This window comes from Actinomadura sp. ATCC 39365 (genome assembly GCF_054392275.1).
This window is the reverse complement of record NZ_CP184335.1, coordinates 2,831,348-2,851,640: the sequence shown is the minus strand read 5'-3', so window position 1 is coordinate 2,851,640 and position 20,293 is coordinate 2,831,348. Positions and strand designations below refer to the sequence as shown.

Here is a 20,293-nt window from a genome sequence, read left to right as displayed (position 1 = left end):
TTCAGCGGATCCGCCTGGCCGCCCTACCGCCCAGGTGCAGGAACGCGACCTCACCCGCGTCGTCTCGCAGGAAGCGGCCGACGGCACGCTGCGGGTCGGCGGCGATCGTCACGTCGTCACAGCCCTCGACCAGCGCGAGCGGCATGTCGGGCATGCCCTCCACACCCGCGGCCACCAGTTCGGGTCGCAGCACGAATCGCGCCGTCAGACCCTCGTCGACCTCGAAGGTCCACTGCCCCGCGTCGTAGCTGCCCGCGTACTCCGGCGCGGGTTCGCGCAGCGCCAGCCGTACGGCCTGCGGCTTGGCGTCGAGCAGATGCTCCAGGCACCAGTCGGTCACCAGCTTGCCCAGCACCTTGCCGGGCGCGGAGTTGGTGAGCGTGGTGACGGCGAAGCCGCGCTCGGGCACCAGCACGAACGTGGACAGCTGCAGGTTGCCGATGTTGCCGCCGTGCGTGACCAGTCGCACGCCCGCCTGCTCATCCAGCAGCCACGGCAGCCCGATGCCGGTCCACGGCACGCCGACCCGGACGTGCTCCGCCTGCATCAGCTCCCTGGTGGCGGCTCCGACCGGCTCCTCGCCGCTCGCCCCCAGGTGGAAGGCGGCGTAGCGGAGCTGGTCGCGCACCGACGACACCAGCCCGCCCTCGGGCATGCCTTCGCGGAACAGCCCCCACGTGTGCGCGACCTGCGGGCCGTCCTCTCCTACGGCGTGCCCGACGGCGTGCGACCGCGTCGCGGCCTCCCAGGGGAAGAAGAAGCTGGAGCTCATGCCCAGGGGTTCGAGCACGATCCGACGGACCGCGCTCTCGTACGGCTCGCCGCACACGACCTCGATGACCCTGCCGAGCAGCCTGAACCCGGCGTTGTTGTAGGAGGCGAGCGCGTCGGGCGGGAAGAGCTGGGGCAGCTGGTCGTAGGTGCCGATCGAGGCGGCCAGCGCGCCGGTGTCCCAGCTCTCGCCGTCGTCGATATCGCCGAGGAATCCGCCGGTGTGGGTGAGCAGGTGCCGGATGGTCAGCTCGTCGGCGGCCCGCTCGTCGGCGAGCCGGAAGCCGGGCAGATACTGGCGCACGCGCCCGTCCAGGTCGAGCCGACCTCGCTCGACGAGGTGCATGATCGCTGTCGCCGTGATCGTCTTGGTGGTCGACCCGATCTGGAACAGCGTGTCGCCCGTCACGGGGGCCGGCGCGTCGACGCTGGTGACGCCGGTGGTGAGGACGTGGTCTGCGCCATCGAAAAGCACGCCGACGGCGGCACCGGGGACATGGAGGGATTTCGCCTTGCTGTCGAGCAGGCTCTGCAGATGGTTAAGGTCGGCCATCCGTTCATCCTGCCGACAGCGAGAGCGGTGGGCTTCGTCCGCCCGCACCATTTCCGTCGCGCTGTTCGTCCAGGAGTCAGGGACGTCACCGCTGGCCCGCCGTCTCCGGTCATGCATCCTGGGGTGCCGTTAAGAACCGCGCCACCAACCCCAAGCGGCCGCATCTTCCCAGGCCGGGCGGGATGTCCTCCGGAGAGGCGTCGACTCGCCAGGGCCGCCGCAGCTCTCACGTGTAGGCCATTGACCTGCATATTCTCGCTCGTTTGGGCTGGTGGCGCGGTTCTTAACGGCGCCCCATCATGCATGGTGACTGCATTCCCAAAGGTGAGACCGGCACTCCACCGCGCCCGCTTTTGCCCTGGTCAGAGCCTTGATCACAAAAGGTCAGACACTACAATCAGAACTCTGTACGGTTACCAGCGGATACCCACGTGGGCGTTCAGGCGGCGGTGATGCCAGCGGCCGCGCTCACTCTGGCCATCGTCCGCTGCACGTCGGCCAGCGCGGCGGCCAGCCACTCGCGCTCGGCGTCGTCCAGGTCATGCTCGGCGAGCTGGTGGGCGAGCAGCTCCAGGTGCGTGGCGAAGCGTGCGCTGGCGTCGGTAACGACGTCGACCGGATCGGGCGACGGCTCGACGTCGGCGTGCGGGCGAGCGGACAGGCTGGTCACAGCCTTGACGGTACGCGCACGCGCACAGGCACGTGGGCGGCTCCCGGAACTCCCCGGACACCATTACCCGGCCTTCCGGCCTGGTGCGCGTGAAGGGTTTCAATACTCTGTTCACGGTCGTAAGCTGCGGGCTTGTCTCGGCTTCCTGGCCGAAGCAGTGGCCTGGGTCAGGCATGCTCGAGGCTCGTGACGCTCCGTCTCTTCTATCTGATCTTCTGCCGCATCATGGGCTGGCTGACGCTGCTGCCCCCGTAGCGACGCGTCCAAGGACATGGAGATCCTCGTCCTGCGGCACGAGGTCGCCGTGCTGCGCCGTCAGGTTCGCCGTCCAAGGCTGTCATGGGCGGATCGAGCGGTGCTGTCCGCGCTGGCCCAGAGACTGCCGAAGGCGCTGCGCGCCCACCGACTGGTGACACCAGGCACACTGCTGCGCTGGCACCGGCGTCTGGTCGCGCGTCACTGGACCTACCCACACCGAAGGATGGGACGGCCTGCGACCGATTCGGCGGTCGTGGCGTTGATCCAGCAATTGGCGCGGGAGAACCCTCGCTGGGGCTACGAGCGCATCCGTGGCGAACTCCGGCATTTGGGCCATCAGGTGAGCGGTGCGACGATCCGTCGGGTCCTGAAGCGGGGGCGCTTGGGTCCGGCGCCGCGACGGGCCGATGACCGCTGGTGTGATTTCGTCCGCGCCCACGCCACGAGCACGCCGGCGTGTGACTTCTTCACGGTGGATACCGTCACGCTGCGCCGGTTGTACGTCTTCTTCATGGTGGAGGTCGGTACCCGGTTCGTGCACGTGCTCGGCGTGACCGCGCACCCTGATGGCGCTTGGGCGGCCCAGCAAGCCCGTAATCTTCTCGCCGATCTGAAGGACCAGGCCAGGACGTTCCGGTTCCTGATTCGGGATCGGGACACGAAGTTCACCAGCAGCTTCGATGATGTCTTCGCTGGTGACGGCATTCAGGTGCTGAAGATCCCGCCGCGGTCGCCTCGCGCGAACGCATATGCCGAGCGATGGGTCCGCACCGCCCGCACGGAATGCACCGACCAGCTGCTGCTCTTCAGCGAACGGCACCTTCGCACGGTACTGGACGAATACGTCGATCATTACAATCGCCATCGGCCGCACCGCTCCCTGGCCCTCCGAGCTCCCACCGAAGATGACTCCGACGTGATCCCGCTGCCGCTGGGCCGGATCGAGCGTCGTCACGTTCTCGGCGGGCTGATCAACAAGTACCAGCGCGCTGGCTGACCAACGGATGCAGTCATGGAAAAGCAGGCCAGGGCCTTGGGCCGAGTTTTGACACCCTTCACGGTAACGGCGCTCTCAGAGCGGTGACAGTTACCTCACCACCACGGCGGACAGCCGGCCTCCCCTGCCAACAGCCAGCGCCAAGAGGAGGACCGGTTTCGAGGTTGCCCGTGTCGGACGTCAGCCGCCACGCTCTCGAGCGCCAGTGCCGAGCTGGCGGCTCCTTGTCCACCCTCGGCATTGTGTTCGAGTCCGGGGTTCCCGCGTGGGGAAGCGTCGCGAACCCCGACCTCGCGTCAGGCCGAACGCCACGCCAGCGACAGCCGCGCCGCCACGTCGAACCCTGGCCCGTCGACGGGCTTGACCACGACGTGATCAACGAGCAGGGACAACAGCTCCCGCTGCGTATCGGGGTCCACGCTGGCCCACCAGCTCTCCACGCTCGCTGTGTCCGGCGGCACGAGCTCGGCGCCGCGGCGACGTTGACGCTGTCGGCCAGTTCGCTCGCGCCGCTCCTTTCCGCGATTGGATATTCCCAAGGGCAGTACTGGCGACCCTCGCGCACGTCGAGTACACCGGCCTCAGGACGGCGATTGCAGGAGAAATGAACGCCTGAGGCGATGGCCTCGGTTGTAACCGTCAGTCTCCATCCTGGATGCTGTGCCAGAAGTGGAGGGCCTCGTTTGCGGGGGAGGAGGGCGGCGGCCCCGCGATAGCGGATGGAACTTCTGCGGAATTGGTCGGGTCGGTTACCGATGGGCGGATACTATCGTTCTCCGCCGATATGGCATCACTCTCTGATGAAGAGGCAAGGACTCCGAGGTGCAACAACTCGGTCCACGCAGGATCGACGGAAGCTCCTACCAGTGACTCGGCTGTTTCAAGAAAGGCAGTCGGCCAGTGTTTGTTCCATGCTGAACGCCCTGCCGTAGTCCCCAGGATCCATCGGTCTACCTCAGCGACGCTGGGGTAGACCAGATCGGCCACGGATTCGTCCCTCATTTTTGGGTCAAATCGAACAAGGATCTCGCCTTGATCGGCATAGCTAATCACGTCTGGCGAGAAGTCGCTCCAGTTTACACTCAGGCATTGCCCTAGTCGGGAAAGTGAACACAGGCGATCGGCGGGGTCAAAACGATAGCGATCGATCAGTAGAATCCCAGAGCCAATACGGCCAGCTAGAAGCGACACCGGGTAATCGATCGGATCACGAGCTGAAAGCTGTACCGATATGATGCCTTCCGGTGTGGTTCCATAGGCGACGAGGACGTCTCTTGGAGATGCTTCCGTGGCGCACCAGATGAGGGTTTGCGCGTCCTCAAACTCCTGGTTGAACCAATCTAGGTATTCGCTGGTGATCACGAGTCCTGCCTTTGGCTCATGGGGGAGCGCGGTGGAGCCCTGTGCGTGTATCTTCGCGCACAGGGCCCAGGTTACACCAAATGCCGCAGAGCTATCTGCTGCTAGTCATCCTCGCAGTGAGCGAAGTCGAATTCGCTCGGGTCCGCTTGAGCGACGTCGGGTGGCGGCTGGCTCCCCTTCTTTACTACGTCGACCCAAAAAGGGTCGCCTTCGAGAATTCGGTTCTTCTTATACCAGTCAAGAAGCTTTGCGCCGCCACTGCAGTTATCGGGGCCCTCTACCCATGCGACGGAGAAGTTGATCCCAGCTTTGTCAAGGCCCTCATGCGTAGAAGCAAAGGGATATTCATCACACGACGGGGCTGTGAGAGGGGGGTTCGTTGGCCGAGGAACCTTATTGCATGCCCGGTTCTTGGCGAGGTCGTTCTTATAGGGCACGGTGCCTACCACCTTCCGGTCGCCGGTCGCACGCGTAAGACATCCGGGATGGCCTTCACATCCGTGATTATAGGGCACGAGCCGTCCCGGGATCTTCTTGGTCTTTCCCGGGAATTGAGGGTCCGTGTTTTGTGAGTCGTAGAGCGCCTTCCAGATGTGAGCAGCTGTCGCTTCGGACTCTCGCTGATTCCCGTCGAGAACCCATGTAGGCCGCTGACTCCAGGCTACGCAGCCGCCAGTGTAGTTCTTCAGGGTTCCCGAACTGTCGCATCGGAACTGCATCACCTTGTCGGCGAGCGTCTTGGCGCGTTCCTCGACGGGGTCTGTGTCGATGTAAAAGACGGACGGCTGAATTCCGCACATCCCACGATATTCCGGTGCGGAGAATTTGCTTTTAAGGGAGGTCAAGGTGAAGCTCCGGTCACCTCCCTTGAGCCACCCATCCACTGTATCGGCGATACCGTTCGGTTGATCGTTGTCGCATGAGTTGCTGTTGTTAAGGTGCAGTGAAAAATTGCGGTAACGAGAAGTCGGCCAGCTGATCGTACCGATATCGGGCCGGAAGCTATCGATCCGAATCCAGACCTTGATCTGTCGACTATTGATGGACGTGAATTCTCTGGCCTTATCGCTATTTTTTAGGCCAGTGTACGTGTGGACGACCATGCTGAACCTGGCGAACCATTTACGTCCGGATGGTACTTCGTTGACAGTCTCTCTTTCGCCGAGAACCCCAACGTAGCAAGCGTTGTAAGAATTCTTAACCCAAAATTCAGGCGAGAGGCTTGTTTGGGAATGCGAATTGATGCATTCTTCCTGGGGCATGCGCTGGTACGGGAATTTTCTGGCGGCCGCCTGGGTGCGGGCAGCGAGGTCAGAGGGGCGTTTGCCGACAATAGTGCTCCAGCAGTACCCCCGCGATTCCCAGCCGCTGGTGTCTATCCCGGGCTCGCCCCGACTGCCTGGCCGGCTGATATTTAGGGCGGCCCAGACGTAGTCCTTATGGGTCACGTAGGTGCCAGTCGCATAGACGGTGCCCCGAACCCACGCTGGGCTACGCGCGCACAGCGGGTCATAGGTGGGTGTGGGTGTGGGTGTGGGTGTGGGTGTGGGTGTGGGTGTGGGTGTGGGCTCTGGGTTGTCGCCGCACGGGCCGAGGTCGGTCCATTCGTCGCTGGTTCCTGGCTCGGCGAAGGACCAGCTGACCTCCTCGTGCACTTGCCAGGTGTGCCCGTTGTGCGAGACCTTGGCTCCGCCCAGATACGGCGTCTGGTCTTGAGACCAGGCAGGCTCAGTACACGTTCCCGGTGAAGGGGTCGGTGTGGGTGTGGGTGTGGGCTCTGGGTTGTCGCCGCACGGGCCGAGGTCGGTCCATTCGTCGCTGGTTCCTGGCTCGGCGAAGGACCACCTGACCTCCTCGTTGACTTGCCAGGTGTGCCCGCTGTGCGAGACCTTGGCTCCGCCCAGATACGGCGTCTGGTCTTGAGACCAGGCAGGCTCAGTGCAAGCAGCGACTACTGCGACAGTGAACGTCCATGTATGCGGGGACGTCATGGCGTTGCCGTCCTCGTCGGTAGCGCCACTCGCACTGGCAGTGAATGTTATTCCTGCCGTGAGAGGTGCGCTCGGCGTAAACGTCGCAACTGCTCCTTCGCTGTTTAAGCTTCCCGCGACCAGAGTGCCAGATGCATCCTGTAGGGAAAGTTGAGCCCCCGTGATCGGTTCATCAAAAGTCACCTTAACGATGGCATTCTTCGGAGCATCGGTAGCGTTAGCGGCAGGTTCCGTCGCTATGACATTCGGCGGACTAGTATCCGGCTCTACGGTACCGGTTTCCCCCTCGAGGTCTAAGCCCGCCAGCCACTCTTCTAGTGTCTCGTCTTCCATGGGATAGAACCCAAAGCGAGAATCTTGCATGGATACGTTTGTGGCATTCTCGCGGAAGCTTCGAGCCTCGGCCTCTGTCAGGGATGGCGTTTGGGGGTTGTCCGGGAGATCGGTCAAATGCTCATTGATGACGTTGTCAGAAGGTGGCGTTACGCCATCCCAGGGTCCGGGGATAACGAAGCCCTGCGTTCCGATCTTAACCGGTTTGGGTTGGTACTCGACAAAAAGTACTGGTGCATGATTGGGCTGGTTACGATCCCACGGGCCGCCCTCTTTGGAGTAGAACTGGCGCCAGTTGAGGATGCCTTCGCGATATCCCATGACGACGAGTCCGTGGTCAGGTTCGCCGCCGGCCCAGGCCCGCACGATTGGCTCGATCGAGTACAGCAATTCGCCGCCGCCGGAGCAACCGGCGTCCGGGCTGTAGGCGCCTCCGTTGAGCACCTCATTACTGCTGGTGAAGGACGGCTGGTTGTTCCAGCTCAGGGCACTGTCCAGGAAACGGTGTGCACCGCCGACGCCGCGGCCCCCGCCCTGGGCTCCGTCACGGTCAAGGGCACTGAAGCAGCAGCCACCGCCACGCCGTCGAGTACACCCACCCCGACCCCCACTCCTACGGTCACGGTGACCGCAGAACCCACGGACACCGATCAGGGCGGCGCCATCGTCACCCCCGTGGGTGGCGCGCCGACCGGCGGCGGCGGCCTGGCCGCGCCGGATCCTCTCCCGTACGTGGCGGGCGGCGGCGTCGTGCTGCTACTGGCGATCGGCATCGGCTGGGAGTTGAGGCGCAGGCGCGTGCATGGACTCTGACCGGCACTCGGAGTACTCGTGGCTGGTCTTCCTCGCTGCCGCGAAGGCAAGCCGACCGGCAGCCTGTCCTCCGTCGCCCGCCTCGGGGACGCCAGGCAGGAAGCTGAACGCCTTCTCCTGGGTGATGATCATTGCCGGGGTGATCGTCCTGGTCGGCACCCCGCTGGCGATGACCTACCGGGTTCTGGCCGACGCCGCATCCGCGTCCCCACCTCCGCAGTACGTCGTCATACCCGTGCCTCCTCCGCCCACGGCGCAACCGTCCCCAGACGCGGCCGCCGAGGCCGTGGCCCCGCCCACCCGGCTGGACATCGAGGCGATCGGCGTGTCCGCGCCGATCGTCCAGGTCGGCCTGGACCCCAACGGGGTGATCGAGCCACCCCCTCTGGACAAGGAGAACCTGGTGGGCTGGTACGGCCTCGGCCCGTCACCGGGCGAGGTGGGCCCGGCCGTCCTGCTCGGCCATGTGGACACCCGGACCGCTCCGGCGGTCTTCGCGCGCCTGAAGGAATTGCGGCCACAGGACCGGATCACAGTGGCCCATACGGACGGCAGGCGTGACGTGTTCGTCGTCGACCGGGTCGAAAGGGTCGCCAAAACGGCGTTTCCGAGCGCCCAGGTCTACGGCTCGACGTCGGATCCGGCCCTGCGCATCATCACTTGCGGCGGCGCCTTCAATACCACGTCGCGCAGCTACGCGGACAACGTGATCGTGTTCGCCAGCTTCCTGCAGGCCAGCCCCCAACTGTGACATATCTGTGACAACCACGATCAAAAGCATGCCGGCCCCACGAAACGATCGGCGAGACAGGGCTTCCCACCTGTTTCTTGATCGATAACCGCGACGATTTCCGGCACGAGGACAGCCCTCTGAGCTGCTAATTTTATCGCCGCTTTACGTCCTCTTTGCTCTTGTTTGGAATGTAAGTGATCAATACGCGCGGTGTATCCGCTGCGCTGACGGGGGCGCTCACGCTCGCCCTCCTTCAGCTGCCTCTGGCGGCAGTCGCCCCCTCCGCGGCCCTTGCGGAGACCGACCCGACGCAGACCATGGTGGCCACCGAAGCCGCAGCGCTGAAGCTGGCCCGCAAGACCGGCAAGCCCGTCGAGATCGGCGCCTTCCGTGGCGAGTCCCGTGAGGTGTTCGCCAACAGCGACGGCACCTACACCGCCGTGGAACACCTGCGTCCGGTCCGTACGCGCCAGGCCGGCCGCTGGGTCAGGACCGACGCCCGTCTGGAGAAGAAGGCCGACGGCTCCATCGGCCCGGTGGCCTCCACCGTCGAACTACGCTTCTCCACCGGCGGCGACGCGCCGCTGGCGACGATGGGCCTGGCCGGCCGGGAACTGGCGCTCGGCTGGAACAGCACGCTGCCGGCGCCGACTCTGGACGGCGACACCGCCGTCTACGCCGACGTACTGCCCGGCGTGGACCTGCGAGCCCGCGCCGACGTGGACGGCTTCTCCCACGTCCTGGTCGTCAAGACCCGCGAGGCGGCCTCGAACCCCGCGCTGTCCCAGCTCAGCTACAGCCTGTCCGGCAAGGGGCTGACCACCAGGAAGGACGACACCGGCGCGGTGTCGGCGGTCGACACGGCCTCGGGAGCAGGTGTGTTCAGGGCGCCCACCCCGCTGATGTGGGACTCGGCGCCCGCCCAGGCCGCAGCGGCCCGTACGCTCAAGTCCGCTCCGGCGGCGGCACCCGGCCAGGTCAGCTCCGCCGAGGGCCCGGGCGAGGGCGCCAACGTGGCCGAGCTCGGCGTCCAGGTGACCCAGGACGAGCTGGCGCTGGTGCCCGACCAGAGCCTGCTGACCGGCGCGAACACCACCTTCCCCGTCTACATCGACCCGGTGTTCAAGACCGAGCAGGCCAACGAGTGGGCGATGACCACCAGCGCCTTCCCGTCCACGTCCTACTACAAGTTCAAGGGCAAGAACGACGAGGGCATGGGCTACTGCAGCACCAGCCTCGACTCGCGCTGCGGCAGCAACCACGTCAAGCGCCTGCACTACGAGATGCCGATCGGCGCGTACGCCGGCAAGACCGTCATCTCGGCCGAGTTCCAGGCCAAGGAGGTCTGGTCGGCCTCGTGCGAGGACCGGTCCGTCCAGCTGTGGTGGACCGACAACTTCGCCGACGCCCTGGACTGGGACAAGCAGAAGACGTCCGGATGGTGGCGTCAGCAGCTCGACTCCCGTGACGTGGCCTACGGCCACGACGCCAACTGCCCCGCCAAGAATGTCGAGTTCGACGCCAAGGCCGGTCTGACCAAGGCACTGTCGGCCGGGCAGTCGCGGATGGCTCTCGGCCTGCGCGCCGCCAACGAGAGCGACATGATCGGCTGGAAGCGGTTCGGCGACGACGCGTACCTGCGGGTCAACTACAACACCCCGCCGCAGCAGCCCAAGCCCGCCGACCTGAGCATGAACCCGGGTGGCGCCTGTGTGTCGCCGAACGGCCCGAAGCTGCAGAAGCTGCCGGTGCTGTATGCGACCCTGCGCGACGCCGACACCGAGGACGCCGCCAAGGTCCGCGGCCAGTTCCGGCTGTTCTGGGACGGCGCGCTGAAGTGGACCTCGCCGCTGACCGACGCCAAGGCGTCCGGCTCCCAGTTCCAGATGACTATCCCGGCCACGCTCAACCCGCCGCAGGGCAAGACGCTCTCCTGGGACGCCCGCTCCTACGACGGCACCACCTACAGCGCCTACAGCAGTGAGGGCACCGGCGCCGTCTTCTGCACCTTCCTGTACGACACCGCCGCCCCCACCGCCCCGACCATCACCTCGACCGCGTATCCGGAATCCGACCCGGACAACCCGGACGACCCCTGGCTCGACGGCGTCGGCAGGTACGGCGACTTCACCATCGACACCACCGCGACCGACGTGGTGAAGTACCAGATCGGGCTCAACACCGACCCGTCGTCGGCCTTCGAGCGCACCACCACCGGCGGCGGCCCGGTCACGGTCAGCATCATGCCGTCCACGGCGGGCGTGAACTTCCTGCGGGTCAAGGCCCTGGACGCGGCCGGCAACGCCAGCGCCGTGGCCCAGTACCTGTTCCGCGTCAAGGCGGGCACCCCGGCCAAGGCCGAGTGGAGCATGGACGACCCGGCCGGCTCCACCACCCTGTCCGGTCAGCTCCCGGCCACGCTCACGGGCAACGCCACCCTCGGCATCCCCGGCGCCGACGGCACCGCCCTCGACCTGGACGGCACCAGCGTCTACGCCAAGACCGCGGGCCCGGCCCTCGACACCGGCAAGAGCTTCTCGATCGCCGCCTGGGTGCGCCTGGCCACGTCCAAGCCCGGCAAGCAGATGAACGTGATGGCCCAGGCCGGCGCGGTGAAGTCCGGCTTCGACCTGTTCTACTCACCGGGCTACGACCGGTGGAGCTTCATGCGCACCACCACCGACACCACCACCGCCACGGGCGTCCGCGTCAACAGCGCCGCCGCCCCGCAGGGCGGCGAGTGGCAACACCTGGTCGGCGTCTACGACGCCACCGCCGGACAGCTCCGCCTGTACGTCAACGGCACGCTCACCGAGAGCACCGCCTTCACCTCCGGCTGGAACGCGACCGGCCCGGTGTTCATCGGCTCGGGCGCCTACAACGGCGGCCCCGGCACCCTGTTCGGCGGCTCGATCGACGACGTGCGCCTGTACGACCGCGTGGTCACCGGCACCGAAGCGCGTGACCTGTTCACCACGCACCCCACCGTGGCCGCCCGCTGGAAGCTGAACTCCGCCTCCGGCACCCCCGCCGTCAGCGGCGACGACAGCGGCAAGGCCCGCAACCTGACCCTGGGCGGCGGCGCCTCGATCAGCACGGCGAACGTCGCCGTCGGCACCGGCGCCCTGACGCTGAACGGGACCAGCGGGTACGCCGCCACCGCGGCCCCGGTCGTCAACACCGGCGAGAGCTTCACCGTCGCCACCTGGGCAAGCACGGCGGGACGCCCGCAGAAGCCGGTCGCCGTGCTGAGCGAGGAAGGCAACGTCAACAGCGCCTTCACCCTGCGTTACGTGCCCGACCCGGCCGATCCGGCCAACCAGGGCGCCTGGCAGATCGACGTACCGGACAAGGACGCCACCGGCGCGGTGTCCCAGACCGCGAGCCACCCCAGGTTCCAGACCAATTCCACCTGGGATCACCTCGCCGTGGTGTACGACGCGTTCGCCGACCAGCTGCGGCTGTACGTGAACGGCCAGCTCGAGGAGTCGGTGTCGGTCCGCGACAACACGGTGGCCTTCAGTGCCGCCAAGGGCCTGCATCTCGGCCGGACGAAGACCGGCGGCGTGTACGGCGAGTACTGGCCCGGCCAACTCGACGACACCTGGGCCTTCACCGGCATCGCGAGCGAGAGCCAGATCCAGACTCTCGCCAACAGCACCGAGATCACCACGTACCCGCCCACCGCGCCCGAGCTGCTGCTCACCTTCGACGAGTGCGACGGCACCACGGTTTACGACTACTCCGGCAAGGGCCACGACGCCACGCTCAACGGCACCGCGAGCTGGGTGGAGGACGTGCGCGGAAGCTGCGCTGCCCAGCTGACCGGCGGCGCCTACGCCAGCTCGACCTCACCGGTGCGGACCGACCGGGCCTTCTCGGTGACGGCCTGGGTCAAGCTGGACAGCGCGACCGCCAACCACGCCGCCGTCTCCCAGGACAGCGCCGGAGGCAGCGCGTTCTATCTGGGCTACGAACAGGCCACCCAGCGCTGGATCATGCGGATCAGGGCGAACGACACCTCGACCGCCGCCGCCCGCACCGCCCTCTCCACAGCCGCGCCGGCCATCGGCGCGTGGACCCACCTGGCCGGCGTCTACGACCCGACCAGCAAGAAGGTCAGCCTGTACGTCAACGGCACGTTGCAGGGCTCGGCCACCCACGACACCCCGTGGAACGGCAGCGGCGCGCTGCAGATCGGCCGCACCAAGTTCGTCAGCGGCAGCTACGGCAACGGCTTCCCCGGCGCGCTCGACGAGGTCCACGCCTACCAGGGCGCACTCACCGCCGAGGAGATCACGCTCCTCGCCGGTTCCTGACGCCGACTGGGCCCTCGGGGGCCCAGCCCGCGTTCTCCCTTTCCCGCCTGACACAGGCTTTCTGGAGGTAACCCGTGGGCAGCACGCTGCCACGCAGGCGAGACCGCTGGATCCGGGCACTGGCCGTGCTCGCGCTCAGCGGTGTCGGATTGACCACCCTGCATGCCCAACCGGTCAGCGCCGAGCCGCAGAAGAACGGCCGGCCGGACGTCACCAGTCACGATCGCGTCGCCAAGGGCGGCCAGGTGACCGTACGCGACCGCAGGCCGGATCCGGCCGCCAAGCACACCCCGATCCCCGCGGCCGTCGACTGGCCGCGCGCGGTGACGGTGGAAGCGGACCTGGGCGCTCCCCTCAGTGATTCCCCTCTCCAACTCAGCGTCCCCGCCACGCCGAAGAACAAGAGCACCCAGCCCGCCGCCGGCGGCAAGGTCAAGCTCCAGGTGCACGACCGGACCACCGCACAGCGGGTCGGCCTGGACGGCCCGCTCTTCAGCGTGTCCCAGAGCGAGGGTCAGCCCGGCCGAGCCGGCATCAAGCTGGACTACTCGTCGTTCAAGCACGCGTACGGCGGCTCGTACGGCAGTCGTCTCCGCCTGGTGAGCCTGCCTTCCTGCGCCCTGACCAGCCCGGACAAGCCGGAATGCCGTCAGGCCACGCCGATCGCGTCCGCCAACGACCCTGCGGCGAGCACGCTCACCGGCGAGATCACGCTCGCCGCGGACGCGCGTGCGCTGACTGCGAGCGGTCCGATGGTGCTGGCCGCCACCACCGGGCCGTCGGGCAGCCAGGGCGACTACCGGGCGACCTCGCTGTCGTCCTCGGCGACCTGGTCCGCGGGCGCCAACACGGGCGACTTCAGCTGGTCCTACCCGATGCGTGTGCCACCCGTGCCCGGCGACCTGACCCCGGACCTGGCCGTCTCCTACTCCTCGGCCAGCGTCGACGGCAAGACCGCCAACACCAACAGCCAGACCTCCTGGGTGGGTGAGGGCTTCCAGCTCTCCCCCGGCTTCATCGAGCGCAGCTACAAAGCCTGCCAGGACGACGGCGAGGGCACGGACCTGGAGAAGCCCGGCGACCTGTGCTGGGCCTACCCCAACGCCACCCTCACCTGGAACGGCAAGGGCGGCGACCTCGTCCAGACCGCGCCCGGCTCGGACGTCTGGAAGCTCAAGGACGACGACGGCACCCGCATCGAGCACCTGACCGGCACCACAAACGGTGACGACAACGGTGAGCACTGGCGGATCACCACCACCGACGGCACCCAGTACTTCTTCGGCCTCAACCGCCTGCCCGGCTGGAACGGCAGCGGCGCCACCAAATCGGCCCTGACCGTCCCGGTGTTCGGCAACAACTCCGGCGAGCCCTGCAACGGCGGCGGCTTCGCCGACTCCTGGTGCCAGCAGGCCTACCGCTGGAACCTCGACTACGTCGTGGACCCGTCCGGCAACGCCATGGCGTACTACTACGAGGTCGAGGGCAACCACTACGGCCGCAACCTGAAGAAGGCGGACGACACCCCCTACGACCGCGGCTCCTGGCTGGACCACATCGACTACGGCCTGCGCTCCGACGCCATCTACACCGGCAAGCCGCTGGGCCGGGTCGACTTCGAGGTCGCCGAACGCTGCATCCCCGAGTCCGGGTTCGACTGCGCGCCCGACAAGATCGACAACCAGCCGCAGCAGTGGCCGGACGTGCCCTGGGACCAGCAGTGCAAGAACGCCGACGGCGAGTGCGAGCAGGTCTTCGCGCCCGCCTTCTTCACCCGCAAGCGGCTGACCAAGGTCACCACCAGCGTTCTCAAGGCCGACGGCTCCTACCGTCCGGTCGACTCCTGGGCGCTGGACCACAGCTGGGGTGAGGCGGACGCCGACAAGGCATTGCTGCTGAAGTCCGTCCAGCACACCGGTCTGGCCACCGGCACCCCGGTCGGCCTGCCTCCGGTCACGTTCAACCACGTCCAGCTCATGAACCGGCTGGACCAGCAGGGCGACGACATCCCGCCGTTCGTCAAGTACCGCCTCGGCACGATCTACGACGAGTCCGGCGGCCAGCTGGACGTCAGCTACAGCGAGCCCGAGTGCACCCTGGACAGCCTCCCCGCGCCCTCGGACAACGCCAAGCGCTGTTTCCCGGTGTTCTGGGAGCCGGGTGGCACCGAGAACCCGGTCCGGGACTGGTTCCACAAGTACGTCGTCACCAAGGTGATCGCCTCCGACCGCACCGGGCTCGCGCCCGACATGGTCACCAGCTACGCCTATGAGGGCGGCGCGGCCTGGCACTTCGACGACGACGACGGCCTGGTCAAGGAGAAGTACAAGACGTGGGGCCAGTGGCGCGGCTACGGCAAGGTCACCACGCGCACCGGCGGCGGCCCCGAGGTCGGCATGAAGACCGAGCAGACCTCGCTGTACCTGCGCGGCATGAACGGCGACCGGGCCACCAAGGACGGCTCGGACACCAAGACCGTGACCGTCTCCGACGGCGAGGGCGGCACGCACACCGACCATGAGAGCCTGGACGGCTTCCTGCTCAAGACCACCACGTACGACAAGCCCGGCGGCGCGGTGGTGTCCAAGACGGTCAACGCCCCGTGGCGGCACCAGTCCGCCAGCCGCACCCGGCCCTGGGGCACCGTCAACGCGGCCCTGACCGGGATCGGCAGCACCCGCACCTGGACCGCGCTGGAGGCGGGCGGCTGGCGGGAGACGCGCGTCGACCACGCCTACGACACCACCTACGGCCTGCGCACCCAGTCCGACGACAAGGGCGACGTCGCCACCACGGCCGACGACCAGTGCGTCCGCATCACCTACGCCACGCCCAACACCCGTGACTGGCTGATCAACTACGTCTCCCGTGAGGAGACCGTCGCCGTGGCGTGCGCCACGGCCCCTGACCGCTCCAAGCAGGTCATCGCCGACGTACGCACCTACTTCGACAACGGCGCACTCGGCGCGGCCCCGTCCAAGGGCCAGTCGACCAAGGTCGAGAAGCTGGCCACGCACAACGGCACCACGGCCACGTACGCGACGGTCGGCACCACCACGTACGACGCCTACGGCCGCGAGCTGACCTCGACGGATGCGGCGGGACGCACCTCGACCACCGCCTACACGCCCGCGAAGGGCCTGGCCACCTCGATCGCCAGCACCACCCCTCCCGCCAAGGCCGGGGACGCGGCGACCGCGCTGACCACCACGACCGAACTCGACGCCGCCTGGAGCCTGCCCACCGCCAACATCGACGGGGCCGGGTCGCGCACCGACCTGACCTATGACGGGCTCGGCCGCCTCATCGGCGTGTGGCTGCCGAACAACCCCAAGTCGGCCGGGCTGAACGCCAACACCGAGTACAGCTACACGATCAAGAGCGGCGCCATCGTCGCGGTCGGCACCCGCTCGCTGAACAACACCGGCGGCTACCGCCCGTGGAGCTACACGCTCATGGACGGTCTGCTGCGCCCGCGTCAGACCCAGTCACCCGGCCCGAACGGCGGCCGCCTGCTGACCGACACCTTCTACAACGAGCGTGGCCTGGTCGACCGCAGCCACGCCGCCTATTACGCCACCGGCGCGCCGGAGCCGTCGCTGTTCAAGGTGACCGACGGTGTGGAGTCGCAGGCGGCCTACGAGTACGACGGCCTGGGTCGCGTCACCGTCGAGAAGCTGCTGGCCGGCAACGGAGTCGGCCAGGAGAAGTGGCGTACCACCACCAGCTACGGCGGTGACCGCGTGCACGTGGATCCGCCGGTCGGCGGCACGCCCATCACGACGATCAGCGACGCGCGCGGCCAGGTGAGCGAGAAGCGCCAGTACAAGGGCGACGGCCCCACCGGCGCCTACGACTCGACCACCTACGGCTACACGCCGTCCGGGCGAGTCGGCAAGGTCACCGACGGATCGGGCAACGTCTGGACGTACACCTACGACCAGCGCGGCCGCCTCATCGAGAGCTCCGACCCGGACAAGGGGGTCACCAAGACCGCCTACGACGACCTCGACCGTGTCACGTCCAGCACGGACGCCCGCGGCAAGACCGTCTGGACCGGCTACGACGACCTCGACCGCGTCACCCAGACCCGCGACGGCTCGGCCACCGGCACGCTGCTGACCGAGTTCGTATACGACACCCTCCGCAAGGGCGCGATCACCTCCTCCAGCCGCTGGTCGGCCGGCCAGGCCTACACGAGCGCGGTCACCGCCTACGACACGATGGGCCGGGCCACCCAGACCAAGGTCACCGTCCCGTCGGCCGAAGGCACGCTCGCCGGCAGCTACCAGTTCGGCACCAGCTACAACCTGGACGGCACCGTCCAGTCCATCGGCTATCCGCAGGCCGGCGGCATGAACGCCGAGAACGCCGTCTACGGCTATGACGAGCTGGCCCGGCCCACCACCCTCACCTCCAACCTGAACACCTACGTGACGGCCACCACCTACGGCCTGACCGGCAAGGTGGGCCAGTACGAGGTCGGCACCACGGCGGGCAAGCGCTCCTGGTTCACCTACTCCTACGAGTTCGGCACCCAGCGCCTGGCCAACTCCCGGGTGGAACGCGAGAACCAGACCGGCGTGGACCGCTCGGCCAGCTACCGCTACGACCCGGCCGGCAACATCACCTCCGTCGCGGACGTGTCCAAGTCAGGCACCGACACACAGTGTTTCGGCTACGACTACCTCCGCCGCCTGACCGAGGCCTGGACCGAGGGCGACACCGACTGCTCCGCCGCCCCCGCCTCCAGCGTGATCGGCGGCATCCAGCCGTACTGGCAGTCCTACGCCTACGACGCCACCGGCAACCGAACGAAGGAGACCCAGCACGGCGTGAGCGGTGCGGCCGACACCGTCCGCACCTACACCTATCCCGCTGCCGGCCAAGGGCAGCACCGGCTCTCGTCGGTCACCCAGACCGGCGCGGCGGGCGCGCGTACCGACAGCTTCGGCTACGACCAGGTCGGCAACACCACCACCCGCAAGATCGGCGCGACCAGCCAGACACTCACCTGGGACACCGAGGGCCGTCTGGAGAAGGTCACCGACGGCACCAAGACCAGCACCTACCTCTACGACGCCGACGGCAACCGGCTGATCCGCCGCGACGGCACCACCGTCACCCTGTACCTGCCCTACGGCATGGAGCTGAAGAAGACCACCGTCGTCTCCGGCACCCGGTACTACAACCTGGACGGCCAGACCGTCGCCGTCCGCGTCGGTGCCAGCGCGGTCACCTTCCTCGCCCCTGACCACCAGGGCACCGGGCAGGTGGCCGTCCAAGGCGCCACCCAGATCGTGTCGCTGCGCCGCACCCTGCCCTTCGGCGCACTACGCGGCTCTACCGGCGTCTGGCCCGGCGACCACGGCTTCCTGGGCACCGGCATCAACGACAGCACCGGCCTGACCCATCTCGGCGCCCGCGAGTACGACCCGCTCCTCGGACGGTTCGTCAGCGTGGACCCGGTCATGGACCTGGCCGACCCCCAGCAGATCCACGGCTACGCCTACGCCGGCAACAACCCGCTCACCTGGAGCGACCCCACCGGCCTGCTGACGGCGTGCGCCTCCTTCTGCGAATCGGGCGACACCACCTACACGCCGAAACCGAAGCCCAAGCCCGCGGCCAAGCCGTCCACCTCCACGCCCACGTCCACCGCCAGCGGAAGCCGTGCCGCCGGCACCGCCGCCGCCCAGCAGGCGGTGGCCGCCGCCCAGACCAAGGTCGAGGCGGAGAAGCAGAAGATCATCCAGACCGTGGTGGCGCTGGCGAAGATCGCGGCCGACGAGGTCGGCCTCACCGCCGGCATCGACTGCTTCACCACCGGTGACCTGGCCGCCTGCGGTGAGACCGCGGTCAACGTCCTCACCTCGGTGGCCGGGGGCGTCCTCGGCAAGGCCGCGGTCAAGTACGGCCTGCCCTGGAAGTGGGGCAAGGCCATCGAACTCGGCAAGAAGGTCGGCGGCCTGCTGGTCAAGGCCAAGGACTCCTTCGTCGGCTGGCTGAAGGCCAAGGACGAACTCGCCGTCGCCGAACGAACATTGGCCAACTGCCTGACCAACAGCTTCGTCCCCGGCACGACCGTCCTGATGGCCGACGGCAGCACCAAGCCCATCGAGAAGGTCGAACTCGGCGACAAGGTCAAGGCGACCGATCCGAAGACGGGCAAGACAACCTCACGCCCCGTCGTCAACGTCATCACCGGCGAAGGCAAGAAGAACCTCGTCCAGATCACCGTCGACACCGACGGCGACAAGGGCCAGGCCACCGGCGTGGTGATCGCCACCGACGGCCACCCGTTCTGGAGCAGGGACAGCAAGAGCTGGGTCGCGGCGGGCGATCTTATGCCGGGCGCGTGGCTCCGGACGTCATCCGGCACCTGGGTCGAGGTCACCGCGGTCGAGAAGCAGAGCGCGGTACGACGCGTCCACAACCTCACCGTGGCAGGCGTTCACACCTACCATGTCGGGGTCGGGGGGCAAAATGTCCTTGTCCACAACTGCGGCACGCCGGACTTCGTGGCGAGCGCGGATGGCGTGATCGTGCCGACCAGTGCGAGCCGATTGGAAGCAGGTCTCCAGGCGGCAGAGAATGCCGGACATGTGACTTCGAAGCCGACGCAATCAGCAGGACGGGAATACCTTCTCCCCGATGGGTCCAGCCTGAGGGTCATGGAACCATCCGGCACGGCCGGACTTCGCGCGTCGTTCGAGGACGGAAAGGGAGGACCGGTTAATCCGTTCACCGGGAGGAAACCGCAGAAGCCGAAGAACTTTCAGGGAAACTGGAAGCTCGAATTTCGTTCGCGGACTCACGTAGAGTTGATGCCATGACCGCCACCAACCTTGAGCGCCTCCGCGGCTGCCTGCCGTTGCGGATCGAGGAGCTCAGCTATGACGAGCCCAGCCTCGTACTGGGAGGTGCTGGATGGTCTCTCAGCGTGCTGTCGTCGTGGCGGCTACTTGACGAACACGGGGCAGTCACCCTGGGAGGGCAGAGCAAGGAGAACGACATTCGCGAACATCTCCAAGCGCTTGCCGATGTCGACGTGGTGAATGTGGGCATCCAGTCGGAGTCTCTGCCCATCGACCCTCGACTACAGCTCTCCAACGGATTCGTTCTGGAAATATTCAGCGACTATCCCTTCGACACCTGGGTCTGGAAAGTTCGAAACTGTGACCTCATCTACGTTGGCCCGCTACTGCTGAAATGACCAGATAGGTGACGTTCCAGTAAGTCGCATGCCCACAGAGTACCCATCTGTTAGGGGTAACAATGCTGGATCGGTTCTTGCATGCCTATGAGCTGACGGCAAATGCAGGTACCGATGGTGGCGTCCCTCACCCCAAGGGACGCCACCGATTTACCTGTCAACCCGACGGCGCATGGACGACCCAGCAAGCGCGGAACCTTCTGATGGACCTGGGTGAACGCGCCGACGCCTTCAGGTTTCTCATCCGAGACCGTGACGGCAAGTTCCCCCGCATCTT

11 protein-coding genes are annotated in these 20,293 nt (G+C 66.9%); 6 read left to right on the top strand and 5 right to left on the bottom strand.

Annotation, left to right across the window (positions count from 1 at the left end):
- Nucleotide 1: 1 nt before the first annotated feature.
- Together ACNF49_RS14395 and ACNF49_RS14390 are read right to left on the bottom strand one after the other, a co-directional pair.
- Nucleotides 2-1,324: a serine hydrolase domain-containing protein gene (locus ACNF49_RS14395; protein WP_482943994.1), complete on the bottom strand. Its 1,323-nt coding sequence runs from the start codon at nucleotides 1,322-1,324 to the stop codon at nucleotides 2-4.
- Between the two features lie 439 nt (nucleotides 1,325-1,763).
- A complete protein-coding gene (locus ACNF49_RS14390) occupies nucleotides 1,764-1,994 on the bottom strand; it encodes a hypothetical protein (RefSeq protein ID WP_482943993.1) in 231 nt (76 codons plus the stop codon).
- A gap of 271 nt (nucleotides 1,995-2,265) precedes the next feature.
- Here ACNF49_RS14390 and ACNF49_RS14385 point away from each other — a divergent pair, with 271 nt between their 5' ends.
- Nucleotides 2,266-3,249 (top strand): integrase core domain-containing protein, encoded by a 984-nt coding sequence (locus tag ACNF49_RS14385; protein WP_482943992.1) that lies wholly within the window; start codon nucleotides 2,266-2,268, stop codon nucleotides 3,247-3,249.
- A 296-nt stretch (nucleotides 3,250-3,545) separates the two neighbouring features.
- On the opposite strand, the gene ACNF49_RS14380 is transcribed toward ACNF49_RS14385, so the two are convergent.
- The 3 genes from ACNF49_RS14380 to ACNF49_RS14370 all read right to left on the bottom strand — a co-directional run bounded on the left by ACNF49_RS14380 (nucleotide 3,546) and on the right by ACNF49_RS14370 (nucleotide 7,379).
- Nucleotides 3,546-3,668 carry a hypothetical protein gene (locus tag ACNF49_RS14380; RefSeq protein WP_482943991.1) on the bottom strand — a complete coding sequence of 41 codons (123 nt, stop codon included), beginning with the start codon at nucleotides 3,666-3,668 and terminating at the stop codon, nucleotides 3,546-3,548.
- A 220-nt stretch (nucleotides 3,669-3,888) separates the two neighbouring features.
- Nucleotides 3,889-4,611: a hypothetical protein gene (locus ACNF49_RS14375; RefSeq protein ID WP_482943990.1), complete on the bottom strand. Its 723-nt coding sequence runs from the start codon at nucleotides 4,609-4,611 to the stop codon at nucleotides 3,889-3,891.
- A gap of 101 nt (nucleotides 4,612-4,712) precedes the next feature.
- A complete protein-coding gene (locus tag ACNF49_RS14370) occupies nucleotides 4,713-7,379 on the bottom strand; it encodes an Ig-like domain-containing protein (protein WP_482943989.1) in 2,667 nt (888 codons plus the stop codon).
- A 60-nt stretch (nucleotides 7,380-7,439) separates the two neighbouring features.
- Between ACNF49_RS14370 and ACNF49_RS14365 the strand changes: the two genes are divergently transcribed.
- From ACNF49_RS14365 to ACNF49_RS14345, 5 genes are all read left to right on the top strand, one after another.
- Nucleotides 7,440-7,748, top strand: coding sequence for a GVDTG sorting domain-containing protein (locus ACNF49_RS14365; RefSeq protein ID WP_498702436.1), 309 nt, complete (start codon nucleotides 7,440-7,442; stop codon nucleotides 7,746-7,748).
- A gap of 139 nt (nucleotides 7,749-7,887) precedes the next feature.
- Entirely contained in the window at nucleotides 7,888-8,499 is a 612-nt protein-coding gene (locus ACNF49_RS14360; protein ID WP_482943987.1) for a class F sortase, read from the top strand.
- A 299-nt stretch (nucleotides 8,500-8,798) separates the two neighbouring features.
- Nucleotides 8,799-12,800 (top strand): LamG domain-containing protein, encoded by a 4,002-nt coding sequence (locus ACNF49_RS14355; RefSeq protein ID WP_482943986.1) that lies wholly within the window; start codon nucleotides 8,799-8,801, stop codon nucleotides 12,798-12,800.
- Between the two features lie 74 nt (nucleotides 12,801-12,874).
- Nucleotides 12,875-19,636 (top strand): polymorphic toxin-type HINT domain-containing protein, encoded by a 6,762-nt coding sequence (locus ACNF49_RS14350; RefSeq protein ID WP_482943985.1) that lies wholly within the window; start codon nucleotides 12,875-12,877, stop codon nucleotides 19,634-19,636.
- Entirely contained in the window at nucleotides 19,633-20,016 is a 384-nt protein-coding gene (locus ACNF49_RS14345; protein WP_482943984.1) for a hypothetical protein, read from the top strand. The genes ACNF49_RS14350 and ACNF49_RS14345 overlap by 4 nt, the downstream gene beginning before the upstream one ends.
- The last annotated feature ends 277 nt before the right edge of the window (nucleotides 20,017-20,293 follow it).